The sequence below is a fragment of the Sphingobium sp. EP60837 genome (assembly GCF_001658005.1).
Taxonomy (GTDB): Bacteria; Pseudomonadota; Alphaproteobacteria; order Sphingomonadales; family Sphingomonadaceae; genus Sphingobium; species Sphingobium tyrosinilyticum.
This window is the reverse complement of sequence record NZ_CP015987.1, coordinates 390389-404965: the sequence shown is the minus strand read 5'-3', so window position 1 is coordinate 404965 and position 14577 is coordinate 390389. Positions and strand designations below refer to the sequence as shown.

Below are 14577 nucleotides of genomic sequence, written 5' to 3'. Positions count from 1 at the left end.
GCACTTATTTGTCGGTTGGTTTCCACCCGCGGGGGTTGGCCGGGCGAAAGAGGAATGTCCGAACCTGAAGAGGCAGATAGGTGCGCAGTTGCATCTGCGGCTCCGCTCTCAGCCGCCCAGGGGCAAAGGGGAACCTTTGCGGCACATTTTAAGCAGCCCTCGCATAGTCCTAAGTATCAATCGACCTTGCTCATCAAATCCAAACCCGTCAGGGCGCACGGTCGCCAAGGGCGAAATAGCGCCGCCAATAGCTACTGGCTGTCCCGGTAAAAAGGGTGGAGCAGGGGACGCGCAGGTTGGTCGGTTTTTTTCCAATACAAGCGATATGTGCGGGCCATTTGTGCTGTAGCTGGCGGAGCAGCCGGCATTATCGGCCATGTTGTGACTGTCTATTAGAAGGGTAATTGGCCCTTCATGATAGGCGCCGAGGAGAGTGTCTCCGCACGCGACATATTCGCCTGTAAGCCTTCGATCTGGAGGCGGGGGACGACGCACCACCATGTCTTTGCTACCGGAGAATATCAGCTTGTCACCTTGCAGGTGGAACGCAGTGGCGCTCGTGATTGCCGCAGTCATGAGCGCATCCTCCGCAGCGTCCTCAGCTGAGCATCCAATCAAAGTTGAGACGAAGGGACCGGTTACCTTGATCCGACCAGGTGCAGGAACGGAGAACGTGCCTCCCATTGAATTACAGTCCGCATATACACCAATAGAGTCCATCGAGATCGAAAGCATCGGCGGACGCTCCTCTGTAACCAGTGCCTTGCCGCCGATGCTTTCGACCAGCCATCGCCCCGCGATCTCAGGATGTGGCTCGATTGGTTGCGTGAGCAGCGCGCTCTCACCACCGCTGCCCGTCAGAAGCAGCGTGCGTTCGTCAGGACGGCTCCAACTGACGACCTCATCCAGGAACGAGGCCAAACGGCGCTCACTTTCGATGGCGAGCGGACGGGTTGCCGTGGAGGTGGAGGCGCACTTCCCCACCTGCGCTTTTTCCAGCCTTGTTATCGAAATATGATTCTCCTCAATCCGGTAAAATGCTGGATATCCGCCGCTACAGCCGGCACCATGATTAAGGAAACCGCCGCCGCTGAAGTTTATCCAGCCATTGAACCGCGTGAAGTCTTGCCGCCCGAGCCGTTCTACACGCCATTGCCCACCCAAGGGGTCTATGCGCTGCAGATACGTGCCGTCATCCTCAGCGCTCGCCGCGCTCGGTAACGCTGACGACTGAGGCATAGGCGCATTCACAGGAGAGGCGCAGCCGGCGACGGTCAGCAAGATGGTCAGGCACAATTGACGCGTCATTTGACGGGAACGACCACAAACGAGAATGGCTCCGACCCCTTCGCGCCCTCAAAGCTCCTTCAGCGCGCGCTTCGCGTCGAAGACGGCGTCTGCAGCCTTTCCGCTTACCCGATCGACATCCTTGTCGAATTGTCTGACGATGGCTGGCGCGGTGAGGCCGTCCATGCCCTGCCGCACGAGCCGCTCATATTCCTGTCGATTGTCTGCCTTGGCAAACATTCGCGCCTGATGTTCCCTGATCGCCGCCTCAAGCTTGAGGCGGTCCTTGGGACCCACATCGCGCCGCGCGGCCTGAAGGCTTTGCTCGAACGCGGCCTGGCTACTACCATCAATCACTGTAGGACCGTCATTGCGGTTGCAGGCCCCCAGCAGAGCGTAGGCAATCAGGAGCGGCGCAAAGCGAAGGGGCGAAGTTCTTCTCGCATTTTCAACCATCAGCTACCAAGCACTGACGATCAGAAGAGTTCCGACGGCGGCTTCACCCGCGCCGCAGGGCGGACGCTCCTTCATGATCTACTTGAAGGGGGAACCGTGAGCTTCTCGACCTCATCCATCAAAGCCAGGGCGTCACTTACCGCCGCCGAGGAAGCCGTATTGTCGAATATGCACCAGGTCTGCCGGTGCGCTGCTGTTTCCTGATGAAGCAACGCCGCATAAGAATGCACCCGATCGGCATAGCTGGACCGGTACATAACCGGGGAGCCGTGCAGCCGCCAGTAGCGTAGGCCGTTCCATCCTCCGGGGTAGGCGGCTGCCGGGCAGACGGCTGGATCGGCCCCTACACGCGCAATCTGGTGCTGGTTGAGCAGTGCTTCGGCTTCCGCCTCGAACCAACTGGGATGGCGCGGCTCGCAAGCAATCGAGGCTGAGCTGCTCGAGCTCAAATCGCTGAAGAAGCGGCTCGCTACCTCCAGCTTGAATTCGAGCTTGGGCGGCAGCTGAACCAGCAGCACGGCCAGCTTCCTCTCCAATATGTGCGCCTCTGCCAGAAACTGGTCGAGTGGCGCAGCGCAATCCAAAAGCTTGAGTTCGTGCGTGATGCGCTTCGGCAGTTTGACCGAAAAGAGGAAACCTTCAGGCGAGTTATCGCGCCAGCGCGCCCAGGTCGAAGGCCGGTGCGAGCGGTGGAAAGAACTGTTGATCTCCGCGACCTTGAACCGCGAGGCATATCTTTCGAGGCCAGAACCCTCGCTGGGAAAGGCCTCCGCTGACGCGCGAGAAATGCTCCACCCTGCCGTGCCGATATTAATTGCCTGCATCGCTCTGAAACCTCGAGGGTGGGATTTTTCCGATCGCCTTAAAGCGACACAGGGTGACCTCATGGCTGAGGGAGAGCCGTGCCGATCGGCCGGCTGGTGGTGTCCGGCCGCGTTGCAGTTGCATGCTCAATGCTTGGGTCTCTTGCCAGCGCCTCGCCTGTCCCTCAGTCGCGGCGGCGAGACGGGCGGTCGTTTGGCTGTATATCCGTGTGATTGCATCTTCCCCATGCTAGCTGTCCTCCGACCGAGCATCAGCTTCTCATCGCGAACCCTCGGCCTTCGATGGTGTTCCGCTGACGAGGCCCGCCTTGGAACAGCTTTATCTCTGTTGCACTTGTATCGGCTATGGAGCAGATGCACGCAGCAATTGATTTCCTGGCGAAAATGGTCGAGCTCGCGGGAGTGGCGATCATCGTCGGCGGCACCTTCCTGTCGAGCGCATATTTCCTGCGTGGGGGAGTACGGGGCGATTGGCGCCAAGCCTATGATCGATATAGGGCCAACCTCGGACGGGGGATCCTGCTCGGGCTGGAGCTTCTGGTTGGCGCGGACATCATGTCTACAGTTACTGCGCCGCTCACCTTCACGAGCCTGGGCTTACTTGCTGCTATTGTCGTCATACGCACATTCCTCAGCTTCTCGCTCGAAACGGAGATAGAGGGCTGCTGGCCCTGGCAGCGATCACGCCGCGCGGGTGCCGAGGATGTCCGGTGACTGCTCGCGGCAAACCGCCGACCACCTTGGGAAGGCGCCACGGTCTGCGCAGGACGCATGATGAGGGAACAGGCACGAGGGCGGGGGGTTCATCATCCCACCAAGCCGGAGAGACTGATCATGGCTGCACGACCTTATTGGAGAGGCCAAATCCGCCTGGCCTTGGTGTCCATTCCTGTCGAAATTTATTCCGCGACCAAGAGCGGCGCGACTATCGCATTCAACCAGATCCACGAGCCGTCGGGCAAACGCATCAAATATGAGAAGGTCGTTCCTGGGATCGGTCCGGTCAACGTCGAGGACATCGTAAAAGGGTTTGAATATGCCAAAGGTGAATATGTCCTGCTCGATGAGAAGGAAATCGAAGGCGTCAAGCTCGAGAGCAAAAAGACGCTGGAACTGACGCAATTCGTCGATGCGCAGGACATCGACATGATCTATTTTGAAAAGCCATATTATGTGGTGCCGGCCGACGATCTGGCGGAAGAGGCCTTCATTGTACTGCGTGAAGCGCTGCGTCGGAGCGGCAAGATCGGCCTGGGCCAGCTTGCCATGCGCGGCCGCGAATATGTCGTTTCAATTAAGGCCTGCGGCCGCGGCATGGTGATGGAGACGCTGCGTTATGCCGATGAGGTGAACAAGGCGGCGAGTTACTTCCGCGACATTGGCGACGCAGACCCGGATGAGGAATTACTCGATCTCGCAACGACCCTCATTGACAAGAAGACGGGTAAATTTGACGCGAGCGAGTTTCACGACCGCTATGTTGACGCGCTGAAGGACCTCATTGAGCGCAAGAAGAAAGGCAAGACCCTTAACATCGATACGGATGAGGGCGGAGCCGATCCGCGCGGCAGCAACGTGGTCGATCTCATGGCAGCACTCAAGAATTCGCTCGGGGGCTCGGGCGGCGCAAAGCCTGCAGCGAAGAAGCCGGCGAATAAGGCAAGTGGGAAGAAGCCTGCCGCCAAGGCTCCGGCCAAGTCGCCTGCACGAAAGCGGGCTTGATCAAGGTGGCTGGGGCGATCCGACAGCGCGATGACGATGACAATGATGCCGCTTTCGCTGAAGGTGCCATCACCTTATGGAGCAATCTCCTGGCCCTTATCGGCACCCACCTTCTCGAGGCGGGGACGCCGCGGCAAGAAGTGCTTGATATGCTCACGATGCTACATGAAGCAAATGAGGAGACAGTGCGCTCGCCTCGGGCCCGCGCCATTGCCGGGCAGCATCTGATGTCGGTTTACCGCGCGCTGGGTGATGCTTGACGACAAGAGATCAGGCGTTCGGTCCAAAGCGGCGTCGCGCAGGATCGCGGCGACACGGATAGCGACCTTTGATTTCCTGATTGAAGAATGCACCGGCTGAGCGGGCCTTGCACAATTCTTCGAATATGATGCCGGGCACATCATAATATACATATTTGCCAGTCTGCCGGAATGAGATGGTCAACATCCTTGCGTCATCATCAAAGGCGGCGCGATCGATCATCGACGAGTTTGTGAAGCGGCACGCGCGCATGAAGAAGCAGCGCTCGCCCGACTCCTGCGTTCCGACGGTTGCGCCCGTGCGAATCGGTTTCAAGTTGAGGTGAGTCTGCGTTCAGGCTTGGCGATCGCCGCCAGGACCCTCGCTTGTCGTTACGGGTTATCCACCCATGGACGACAGGACCATCGGTGAAAAACTGCGGGGCATGGCCGAGCATCGCGGCCTAAAGCTCGTGAAGTCACGTAGGCGCAAGCCGGGAACGGGAGATTATGGCAAATTCGGCCTGACGGATGCCACTGGAAAGGCGTTGCTTGGTATTGGAGACGATGGGCTCACGGCGTCGGCTACTGAGGTCGAGGAGTATCTTCGCGCCGGAGCAGCCAATACATGGAAGGCGTCGGCCGACGCGACGCCTGCGAGACCCGCAAAGCCTGCGCCCGGCGCCAAGGCGAAGGACGCTAAGGACAGAGATGCCGACACGCCGCCACCCACGAGAATAGCGAGAAGAGGTGGAGCTCGGCCCGCCGGCGACCGGCTAGGGCGTGAGCAGGATCCGGAAAAGATCGCGGAACTGAAGTCTCGGCAGGGGCGCCCGATGCGTGAGCGGGCTGCTGAGCCTGGCTCGACGCGAGTGGGACCGGCGCGTGCGAAGCCTGAGCAGACGCCGACGCCAAAGCCAGAACCCAAACTTGCAATACGGGTTGCTAGATCGGGTGACGCCGCCGCACTGGCGAGATTGTTGGACCAACTGACCCATATCGAGATCGACGAGCTTGCGATCGCCCGCAATCTAGCCGCTGTTCAACAAGCAAAGGGGGGCATGCTGGTTGCTGAACTGGGTGCTTTGGTCGGCTGCTGTGGTTGGGCTTTGGTGCCCACGGTACAGCATGGGGAAGTCGGCCGCATCACCATGCTGCTTGTGGATGCCAACCATCGTCGCCGCAGGATTGGATCTGCCATGCTCGAGGCAGCCATGACCGCGTTGCGTGAAGCCGGCTGCACCATGGTTGAGGTGATGAGTGACATTGAGATCGCGCATTCTCATGGATTTTTCCGGGGGCTCAAATTCGAACAGACCAGCTACCGCTTCTCGCGTGCTATCGGCGCTCCTTCTTAGGCAGTGCGCCCCGCGTTTGGGAACAGGCTCCATGTCTGCGGATTGAAGAGAGACAATTACCAGACGGAACGGCATGCCAAAGGCGCAAACCAATCAAGCCGGCGAAAAGCTGACGAAATACCGCGCAAAGCGCGATTTCGCGCTGACTCCGGAGCCCACAGGCGCGAGCGTGCCGTCCACCGGTAACGGCTTTGTCGTACAGAAACATGCCGCAACCAGACTCCATTATGATTTCCGCCTGGAGCTCGACGATGTGCTTGTCAGCTGGGCCGTGACACGCGGGCCAAGCCTTAATCCTGATGATAAACGCTTGGCTGTGCGCACCGAGGACCATCCGCTCGACTATGCCCGGTTCGAGGGCACCATCCCCAAAGGAGAATATGGCGGCGGGACGGTAATGCTCTGGGACAATGGCACGTGGGAGTCGATCCCCGGAAAGGACCCGCGGCGGACATTGCCTGAAGGTCATCTCCATTTCATCCTTCATGGCCGCCGGATGCAGGGCGAGTGGATCCTCTTCCGCCTGAAGCCGCGCGGCAAGGAGAAGGGCGAGAACTGGATCCTCCGCAAGGTGAAGGATGAATTCGCGGGTGGGTCAGATGACCTGGTTGGCACGCATCTCACCAGCATCGAAAGCGGTCGCACCATGGAGGAAATTGCAGCGGGGAAAAAGGGGGCGAAGCGCAAGAGTGCGAAGGCCGCCACGGCACTTCCGAGCTCGCCCAGGACAGCGACAAGGGTGGCGGCAAAAAAGGGCAAAGCCACCGGAAAGCTGCCGCCCTTCCGACCCGTGCAGCTCGCTGCGCTGGTCGACCATGTGCCCCCGGGCGATCGTTGGCTGCACGAGCTTAAATATGACGGTTACCGCACGCTTCTCGCGGTTGGCGGGGGTGAGGGGCGTGCCTATACCCGCTCAGGGCTCGATTGGTCCGATCGCTTTGCCGCGCTGATTGCCGATGCGCTCACACTCGACATGTCCAGTGCCCTGATCGACGGTGAGGCGGTTGTGCTCCTGCCCGATGGCCGCACGAGCTTCCAGGCTCTCCAGGCCGCCCTCAAAGGCAATCCCCGAAAGATCGACTACTTTGCCTTTGACCTCCTTGAATTGAACGGTGAAGATCTCACGCAGCGGCCGCTCACCGAGCGGAAGGAGATGCTGGCCGCTTTGCTGGGGGATGGTATTGGTCACCTGCGCTATTCCGATCATATTGTCGGGCGCGGCGAGCAGTTGTTCGACAGCTTTTGCGGCGCAGGCCTCGAGGGCGTCATCTCCAAGCGGATTGACGCTCGCTACTCGGGGTCCCGGTCAGGCAGTTGGGTCAAGACCAAGTGCATCCGGCGCCAGGAATTTGTGATCGTCGGCTGGACGCCCTCGGACAAGCAGCGCGGATTTCGCTCGCTGCTTCTCGGAGTGAATGAAGAAGGCACACTTCGCTTTGCCGGCAAGGTCGGCACAGGATTTACAGGCGACGAGATCGAACGTCTCATGGCATTGATGGCGCCCCTCGAGCAGGAGAGCGCTACCGTGGAGGCGCCGCGCCCAGCTGTCCGCGGCGCGCACTGGATTAAGCCAAAGTTGGTCGCCGAAATTGCCTATATCGAATTTACAGATGAAGGGGTGCTGCGGCATCCGAGCTATCTTGGCCTGAGAGAGGACAAGAAGCCCGAGGCCGTTGTCCTTGAGGTTGAGGCGCCGGTAGAGATCGTCACCTGCGCGCCGGTCGGCAGCGGCGTCAAAATCAGCAATCGCGAGCGGGTGATCTTTCCAGAGGGCAAGCTCACCAAAGGGCTGCTGGCAGATTATTATGAAGCGGTGGCAGAGGTCATGTTGCCATGGGCAGGCAGTCGCCCCATCAGCCTGGTACGTTGCCCGCAGGGCAGGGACAAGAAATGCTTTTTCCAGAAGCATGATGCCGGCAGCTTCGGGGAGGCGGTCAAGCATGTCGCCATTCGGGAGAAGGATGGGCATGAAGAGCCCTATCTGTTCGTCGATACGCCAGCAGGCCTTCTCACCTGCGTACAAATGGGCACGATCGAGTTTCATGGCTGGGGAGCCCGGATTGAGGATGTCGAAAAAGCTGACCGGCTAGTCTTTGATCTTGATCCCGATGAAGGCCTCGATTTCAAGGATGTGGTCTCAGCCGCTTTCCATGTGAAGGATGTGCTGGCGCAGATGGGGCTCGTCACTTTTCCCATGGTGACGGGCGGCAAGGGCGTCCATGTGATTGCGCCGCTTACCCCCGCGGCCGAGTGGCCGCAGGTGAAAGATTTCGCTCACCGCTTCGCCATGGCCCTTGCACAGGCCGAGCCCGCCCGCTTCACCGCTGCCCTTGCAAAGGCAAAGCGCACCGGACGCATTTTCATCGATTATCTGCGTAACCAGCGCGGCGCGACCGCAGTCATGCCGTATAGTGCACGCTCACGGCCGTTCGCGCCTGTAGCAGCGCCGCTCACATGGGAAGAATTGCGGGACCTGGATAGTCCCGCGCATTGGCATATCGGCAATGGCGCTGAACTGCTGAAGCGCGCCAGCTCGAAGGACCTTTTTCATTGGGGCAGGGCTGATCAGATCCTTCCTGACCTTTGATGGCGGCGCTTCCCGTGTCGCTCCAGTGCCTGAGCATCCAGCTGAGCTGCTAGACAGCCGGAAATTTTTAAGGCCTCTGCTCCGGCTTACTGGAACGGCGGCGAATGCTGCTAGTTGTCGATTAGCTTAATGGGTGAGAAGCTGATGTTCTTTTTCTTTTCGAACAAGTTTGGGTGCCTGGGATCGCTACTCATATCGGTGTTTCTCAGCCTTGTCCTTCTAGGGGTTCTTGGTGTTATAAACTTCCGTGACATGGGGGGCTGGTAATTATTCAAGAATAGCGCCGCCATTCTTTACAGGGCCGTTGCGGCTAATCGGCTATTGATGGCTTATCTGCTTTTCAATGAAAATCATGGCTGCGGATAGGCAAAAGCTGGTCCGGCTCCGTGATTGTCCCGAAAGGCGGTGAGGCTAAAGTCCGTCCCCGAGGGAACGCGGGATCGCGTGGATCGGGGCCCCCGCCATGACTAGCGCCATCACCCCGTCCGGGCGTGACGCTGAACTTGGTCCGCCCGATCGAGCGCAGCATCGCGTCATGATCGGTGATCCTATCGCATATGATGTGGATCACCTCGCCCTCCTTCTGCAGCCGTCCCCGCATCGCGATCATCGAGGCGGACATGACCTGCCGCCGATAGATCTCGAACCGGTCAGGCCAGAGAATGCCCTGAGCGACCCCCGTCTCGTCCTCGATCGTGACGAATAGCACCCCCTTGGCTGACCCGGGCCGCTGGCGCACTAGAATGACACCTGCCACTTCGACATTGCGGCCATCGCGGATGGACCTGAGATCCGCGCAGCGCACGATCTGCATCGCCTCAAGCTCGGGACGAAGGAAGGTGAGCGGATGATTGCGCAGCGAGAGCTGGAGCGAGCGATAGTCCTCCACCACCTCACGGCCTTCGGTCATAGGTTGAAGGGCGACTGGCGCTTCCTGGCCTTCAGGTGAGAATCTGCCCTCGCGCGCGTCCGCAGCGGCAAAGAGTGGGAGGGGGGCTTCGCCCAGTCCCTTGACCCTCCAAAGCCCCTGGCGCCGGTCCTGGGCGATGCAGGCAAAGGCATCGGCCTCTGCAAGCCGTTCGATCGCAGCGCGGGGTACGCCGGAGCGGCGCCAGACCTCCTCAACGCTCTCGAACAGCGCCGGCCCGCGTGCCCCGGCGATCGCAGCGCCATGGCTATTGGCTAGCCCACGTACTTGCCGAAACCCGAGCCGCACGGCCTTGGTGCGACCGCGTGCGGGCTCGAGCGTACAATCCCAATGGCTGTGGTTGATGGAGACTGGCCGAACCTCGACACCATGGTTGCGGGCATCGCGCACGATCTGAGCCGGCGCATAGAAACCCATGGGCTGGGCGTTCAGCAAAGCGGCGCAGAAGACATCGGGATGATGATGCTTCATCCAGCAGGAGGCATAGGCGATCTTAGCGAAGCTCGCTGCATGGCTTTCGGGGAAGCCATAGCTCCCGAACCCCTCGATCTGCTTGAAGGTCCGCTCGGCAAAGTCCTTGGGATATCCGCGCGCGATCATGCCGTTCACCAACTTGTCGTAAAAATGGCTGACTCCGCCGGTCAGCTTGAAGGTCGCCATGGCACGTCGCAGCTGGTCGGCCTCAGCGGGGGTGAACCCGGCGCCGACGATCGCGACCTTCATCGCCTGTTCCTGAAAAAGCGGCACGCCCAGCGTCTTCTTCAGAACAGCCTTCAGTTCGTCCTTAGGATATTCGGGCACCTCCTTGCCCTCTCGCCGGCGCAGATAGGGATGCACCATGTCGCCCTGGATCGGCCCGGGGCGGACGATCGCGACTTCGATGACAAGATCATAAAATTCCTTGGGCTTGATCCGCGGCAGCATCGACATCTGCGCGCGGCTCTCGATCTGGAAGACGCCGAGCGTGTCGGCGCGCTGGATCATGGCATAGACGGCCGGATCATCATCCTGAAGGTCGGCCATCGTCTTCTTGATGCCCTTATGCTCGCCTAGCAGATTGAAGGCGCGGTTCATGCAACCAAGCATGCCAAGGCCCAGCACATCGACCTTCATGAAGTTCAAGGCATCGATATCATTCTTATCCCATTCGATAATTTGCCGGTCTTCCATCCGCGCTGGCTCGATCGGCACGAGATCATCGAGCCGGTCCTGGGTCAGCACAAAGCCGCCGGGATGCTGGGAGAGGTGGCGGGGCGTGCCGATCAGCTGGCGGGATAGCTCCAGCGTCAGCTTCAGCCGATGATCATCGGCATTGAGGTTGAGGCTCTCAATCTGCTGGTCGGTGATGCCGTCAATCGACCACCCCCAGACGAGGCCGGTGAGCATCTTGGTCAAGTCGCGTGGCAGCCCCAGCGCCTTGCCCACCTCAGCGACAGCGCCGCGCGTGCGATAGCGGGTCACCACCGCTGTCAGCGCCGAGCGGGTCCGGCCATAGGTCTGGTAGATCCACTGGATGATTTCCTCGCGCCGCTCATGCTCGAAATCGACGTCGATATCGGGCGGCTCCTTGCGCTCGCCTGAGACAAAGCGCTCGAAGAGCAGCTCATGCTTGATGGGATCGATCGAAGTGATGCCCAGCATGAAACAAACGCAGCTATTGGCGGCCGAGCCCCGCCCCTGACACAAAATGCCCCGCCGCCGACTCTCAGCGACGATCGCATTTACTGTCAGGAAATAGGGGGCGTAACCCAGTTGCTCGATCAGTTTGAGCTCATGGTCGATCTGCTGCGCATAGAGCGGCGGCAACCCGGTGGGGAACATGCGCGCGCCGCCCTCTGCAGTAAGGGCGGCCAGCGCCTCCTGCGCGGTGCGGCCCTCCATCACCTGCTCATAGGGATATTGATATTGGATCTCCCCCAGGTCAAACCGGCATTGATCGGCAATATCCGCGCTGGCCTCGATCGCGTCGGGGAAGGCAGCGAAGCGCCGCTCCATCTCCTCGGGCGCTTTGAGGTTGCGGTCCATATAACGCTCGCGCCTGAAGCCGAGGGCATCGATGCTGGTCTTTTCACGGATCGCGGTCATGACATCCTGCAGCGGTCGCATCTCCGGCGAATGATAGAGGATATCGCCGGTGGCAACGCTGCGCACGCCCGTGGCGCGGGCCATTGTGTCCAGCCCATGCAACCGGGCGATGTCTCCCGGCCGTCGGCGCAGCGATAGTGCCATATAGGCGCGGGCGCCAAACGCCTCTTGCAACTCGGCCAAATTGGACAGCATGCTGTTGCCGGGAAGATCAGGTACGAGGATCGCGACCTGCCCCTCGGCATGGGCGACGACGTCGGCCCAGTCGAGAAGACAAAAGCCCTTGCCCCCGCGGGCCTTGCCGATGGAAAGCAGCCGGGTCAGGCGAGACCAGGCCGAGCGATCGGTGGGATAGAGGAGGAGGGTGCGCCCGTCCCGCAGACCGACCCGACACCCGGCGATCATCCGCACCCCGGTCACCTTCTGTGCGTCCCAACCGCGCACCACGCCTGCAACGCTGCCCCAATCGGCAAGGCCGAGTACCGTGTGCCCCAGCAGCGCTGCGGCGGAGAAAAGCTGTTCGGGCGAGGAGGCGCCGCGCAGGAAGGAGAAGTGGCTTGTTACCTGCAGCTCGACATAGCGGGCCATCAGCCGAAGATCCCGTGCATGAACCAGCTTAAATTACCGGTCTGCTCATCGACCCCATCGCCGCGGCGGAACAGCCAGAAGCGACCACCATCTTCCGCCTCGACCCGGAAATAATCGCGCACCGCCCATAGCTCCTCACGCGAACGCCACCATTCGCCATGGATGCGCTCGGGTCCGTCGCCTGCGACGACACGATAGGCTTTTCCTCGCCAGGTAAAGCGTCGCGGCGGATGGTCGGGCATCAGGGCGACGACATGGACAAGAGGCTCAGGGTGCCTGAGCATCCGCACCGGCCGCCTCCAGCGCGGCCAGCCCAACGGTTTTGCCAGCGGCCCGATCCGCCGCACCGCCCGCTCGGGCACATCGCTCTCATGGGAGGTCAGGCGGAAGGGCCTGTCCGGCTCGATCCTGCCCGTAAGCTGATCAACGAGCGGCGCGACGTCGGGCGGCCGTTCATCCCGGCCGAGGCCAGCCTCAATCGTCTGGGCTGTCAGCGCTTCGACGCGCGCGGCGGTGAGGGTCATCGCCTCGATACCGAGGCCCGGATCGATCCGCTCGACGCGCATAGATAACATGCGCTTCAAATGTATGGGCTCCCGCGTCGCCCGGGCCGTGCCGATGGCGATGTGCTGGTCGCTCCCATCGACAATCAAACAGGCAAGATGCGCGGTGCGCAGGCCAAGGCTGCGTTGCTGCAGCATGATCACAAGGTCATCGACGAGATCGCGGATCACCTGAATGATCGCCTCTGCCGTGCCGATCGGCTCAAGCAGCCGGCGTTCCACCCGTGGCGCTTCGAACGGCACCATCGGGACTAGGGGTTCTGCCACAATGCCGCGCGCTTGGTCGAGCCGTTGCACCGCCCTCAGGCCCAGCCGCCGGGCAAGGGGTCCGCGCGGCATGGGGTATAGGTCCGCGATCCGCTCAAGCCCGAACCGGGCGGCCCCCTGCAGCGCCTCAGGCTCAAGACGCAGCGCTGCCAGAGGAAAGTCGGCTAGCGCTTCGGTTTCCTTTCCAGATGGTAAGAGCCTCACCGCTTCGCCCCCATAGCGTGCCAGCGCATGTGCGGCGCCTGGCGTCCCGGCGATCGCGATGCTGGCGGTAAAACCCAAGCGTTCAAGGAAGCGCAGCAGTCGTCGACAGAAGCGCTGCTCCCCGCCGAAGAGATGGGTGGTGCCGGTGAGATCCAGCCAAAGCCCATCCTCACCGCTGACGCTCGCCGTCGGGGTCCAGTGAGCGACTGCATGAAGAGCAAGCCGATCGAGCCAGGCGCGATCCGCGTCCGGCTCAGCGTCACGGACGTCGAGCTCTGTCACCAGCGCGCGGGCGTGGGCTGCCGCCATGCCTGGGCGAAGCCCGAGTTCGAGCGCGACTGGGCAGGCGGAGGTGACGATGTCGCGCTGCCCCGTGCGAGAGATCAGGATGGTTGGCCTGCCCCACAAGCGCCTCCAGCCGATCGCAGGCGTTGACACTGACCCGCCCCCTTCATCGGCAGGCATGGCCCGGAAGGGATGCTGGGCCGCTTCGCTCCGTCGGCCCATCTCGCGCATGGACGGGCGCTGATGCGCCGGCAAGGCGTCGATCTCGGCCTCAATAGGTTTATGTCTTAGCACCCCGTCGCGGGCCCAGCGCGCACCGGGACGCCAGCCGCCGCCGCGCGGCACGGAGCATGCACCCGGATCATCGTCGACCGGCGGCGCGAAGCGGGGCCCGGCCGTGACGTGCTCAAGCGGCTCGGTTGGTTGCTCTAGCCGTCGCAGCCGCTCGATGGCGAGCTGGGGCAGGTAGAGCGAGGCGACCCGTGTCATCGCACGCTTCCAATTCAAGAGAGAAGGGATTGCCATTGCGCTGCCGGACGAGCTCGACCGACCAGCGCGGCCGGCCGATACCGGGATGAGGCAGGGGCTCTGATGGCGCGCAGCCGATCCGCCAGCGCGTCATCGCCGAGGAGAGGCCCATCAAAGGGCATCGTTCGCGCAAACGGTGGCGCCGGAAGAGGAGCATCGGCGTTTTACCGTCAGCGGCAGCAAGCTGCAGCCGGCGCGTCGCCGTCTGATCAGCCGCCTTCACCTCCGCAATGACGCAGGCCAGCGATCCATCGCGCAGGGCATCCTCCGCCATGGCCAGGACCGCGCTGTCTTTCAGCCCTTGCGCATAGAAAATCCGGTCGGGACCAAGGCCCACCTGTTCAAGACCCGGCGCATAAAGGTCAAAACGGCTCAAGGCCCAGAAAATATCTGCCTTTTTACGGGCCGCGAAGCGTGCGGCGATGCCCGCGATAAAGAGCGTGGCGGCGGCATCGTCGTTCAGCGTTGCCGAGGCCGCGGCAATCTCATGCAGACCAGCGCCATGGAGGCCATGGTCGGCAAGCGGGTCGTCCATATCCGGCACCCCAAAAGGCAGCGAAGGGACGTGTACCGCGCAACTCTGCCCGAGGTTCGCGCGAAGCGCTTTAACAGCATCCACCTGATGCTGATCGAGAGAAGGAGAGGGGCTGGGCATG

12 protein-coding genes are annotated in these 14577 nt (G+C 61.4%); 5 read left to right on the top strand and 7 right to left on the bottom strand.

The genetic code is table 11. The features are described 5' to 3' along the window. Positions 1–108: 108 nt before the first annotated feature. The 3 genes from EP837_RS20635 to EP837_RS14895 form a co-directional block, all read right to left on the bottom strand. On the bottom strand, positions 109–1308 hold the full coding sequence (locus EP837_RS20635; RefSeq protein ID WP_082919730.1) for an META domain-containing protein: 1200 nt from the start codon (positions 1306–1308) through the stop codon (positions 109–111). A 48-nt stretch (positions 1309–1356) separates the two neighbouring features. Further along, complete coding sequence (locus EP837_RS14900; RefSeq protein ID WP_197486403.1) at positions 1357–1644, bottom strand: hypothetical protein; 288 nt, start codon at positions 1642–1644, stop codon at positions 1357–1359. A gap of 170 nt (positions 1645–1814) precedes the next feature. Continuing rightward, positions 1815–2567 carry a DUF72 domain-containing protein gene (locus EP837_RS14895; protein WP_066530289.1) on the bottom strand — a complete coding sequence of 251 codons (753 nt, stop codon included), beginning with the start codon at positions 2565–2567 and terminating at the stop codon, positions 1815–1817. 354 nt (positions 2568–2921) lie between these two features. On the opposite strand from EP837_RS14895, the gene EP837_RS14890 reads away from it, so the two are divergent. From EP837_RS14890 to EP837_RS14880, 3 genes are all read left to right on the top strand, one after another. Then, positions 2922–3281, top strand: coding sequence for a DUF1622 domain-containing protein (locus EP837_RS14890; RefSeq protein ID WP_082919803.1), 360 nt, complete (start codon positions 2922–2924; stop codon positions 3279–3281). A gap of 120 nt (positions 3282–3401) precedes the next feature. Next, on the top strand, positions 3402–4289 hold the full coding sequence (ku, locus tag EP837_RS14885) for a non-homologous end joining protein Ku (RefSeq protein ID WP_066530286.1): 888 nt from the start codon (positions 3402–3404) through the stop codon (positions 4287–4289). A gap of 5 nt (positions 4290–4294) precedes the next feature. Next, entirely contained in the window at positions 4295–4549 is a 255-nt protein-coding gene (locus EP837_RS14880) for a hypothetical protein (protein ID WP_066531643.1), read from the top strand. Positions 4550–4559: 10 nt separating this feature from the next. On the opposite strand, the gene EP837_RS14875 is transcribed toward EP837_RS14880, so the two are convergent. Beyond that, on the bottom strand, positions 4560–4772 hold the full coding sequence (locus EP837_RS14875) for a KTSC domain-containing protein (protein ID WP_066531641.1): 213 nt from the start codon (positions 4770–4772) through the stop codon (positions 4560–4562). A 166-nt stretch (positions 4773–4938) separates the two neighbouring features. Between EP837_RS14875 and EP837_RS14870 the strand changes: the two genes are divergently transcribed. Together EP837_RS14870 and ligD are read left to right on the top strand one after the other, a co-directional pair. After that, positions 4939–5886, top strand: a complete 948-nt coding sequence (locus EP837_RS14870) for a GNAT family N-acetyltransferase (RefSeq protein ID WP_066530280.1) — start codon at positions 4939–4941, stop codon at positions 5884–5886. Positions 5887–5959: 73 nt separating this feature from the next. After that, on the top strand, positions 5960–8473 hold the full coding sequence (ligD, locus tag EP837_RS14865; protein ID WP_066530277.1) for a DNA ligase D: 2514 nt from the start codon (positions 5960–5962) through the stop codon (positions 8471–8473). Between the two features lie 340 nt (positions 8474–8813). Here ligD and EP837_RS14860 read toward each other — a convergent pair whose 3' ends face one another. Genes EP837_RS14860 through EP837_RS14850 form a run of 3 tightly spaced genes read right to left on the bottom strand, consistent with a single transcriptional unit; the run spans position 8814 to position 14456 of the window. Further along, positions 8814–12074 (bottom strand): error-prone DNA polymerase, encoded by a 3261-nt coding sequence (locus tag EP837_RS14860; RefSeq protein WP_066530275.1) that lies wholly within the window; start codon positions 12072–12074, stop codon positions 8814–8816. Next, entirely contained in the window at positions 12074–13882 is a 1809-nt protein-coding gene (locus EP837_RS14855; protein ID WP_082919729.1) for a DUF6504 family protein, read from the bottom strand. The genes EP837_RS14860 and EP837_RS14855 overlap by 1 nt, the downstream gene beginning before the upstream one ends. After that, the gene (locus EP837_RS14850) at positions 13800–14456 is read right to left on the bottom strand and encodes an ImuA family protein (RefSeq protein ID WP_335676265.1); all 657 of its coding nucleotides are present in this window, start codon (positions 14454–14456) and stop codon (positions 13800–13802) included. The genes EP837_RS14855 and EP837_RS14850 overlap by 83 nt, the downstream gene beginning before the upstream one ends. Positions 14457–14577 lie beyond the last annotated feature (121 nt).

Excerpts from the sequence above, each read along its gene's own strand:
- EP837_RS20635 (WP_082919730.1), bottom strand. The coding sequence starts at position 1,308 with ATGACGCGTCAATTGTGCCTGACCATCTTGCTGACCGTCGCCGGCTGC.
- EP837_RS14895 (WP_066530289.1), bottom strand. The coding sequence starts at position 2,567 with ATGCAGGCAATTAATATCGGCACGGCAGGGTGGAGCATTTCTCGCGCG.
- EP837_RS14890 (WP_082919803.1), top strand. The coding sequence starts at position 2,922 with ATGCACGCAGCAATTGATTTCCTGGCGAAAATGGTCGAGCTCGCGGGA.
- ku (WP_066530286.1), top strand. The coding sequence starts at position 3,402 with ATGGCTGCACGACCTTATTGGAGAGGCCAAATCCGCCTGGCCTTGGTG.
- EP837_RS14875 (WP_066531641.1), bottom strand. The coding sequence starts at position 4,772 with ATGATCGATCGCGCCGCCTTTGATGATGACGCAAGGATGTTGACCATC.
- EP837_RS14870 (WP_066530280.1), top strand. The coding sequence starts at position 4,939 with ATGGACGACAGGACCATCGGTGAAAAACTGCGGGGCATGGCCGAGCAT.
- ligD (WP_066530277.1), top strand. The coding sequence starts at position 5,960 with ATGCCAAAGGCGCAAACCAATCAAGCCGGCGAAAAGCTGACGAAATAC.
- EP837_RS14860 (WP_066530275.1), bottom strand. The coding sequence starts at position 12,074 with ATGGCCCGCTATGTCGAGCTGCAGGTAACAAGCCACTTCTCCTTCCTG.
- EP837_RS14855 (WP_082919729.1), bottom strand. The coding sequence starts at position 13,882 with ATGACACGGGTCGCCTCGCTCTACCTGCCCCAGCTCGCCATCGAGCGG.
- EP837_RS14850 (WP_335676265.1), bottom strand. The coding sequence starts at position 14,456 with ATGGACGACCCGCTTGCCGACCATGGCCTCCATGGCGCTGGTCTGCAT.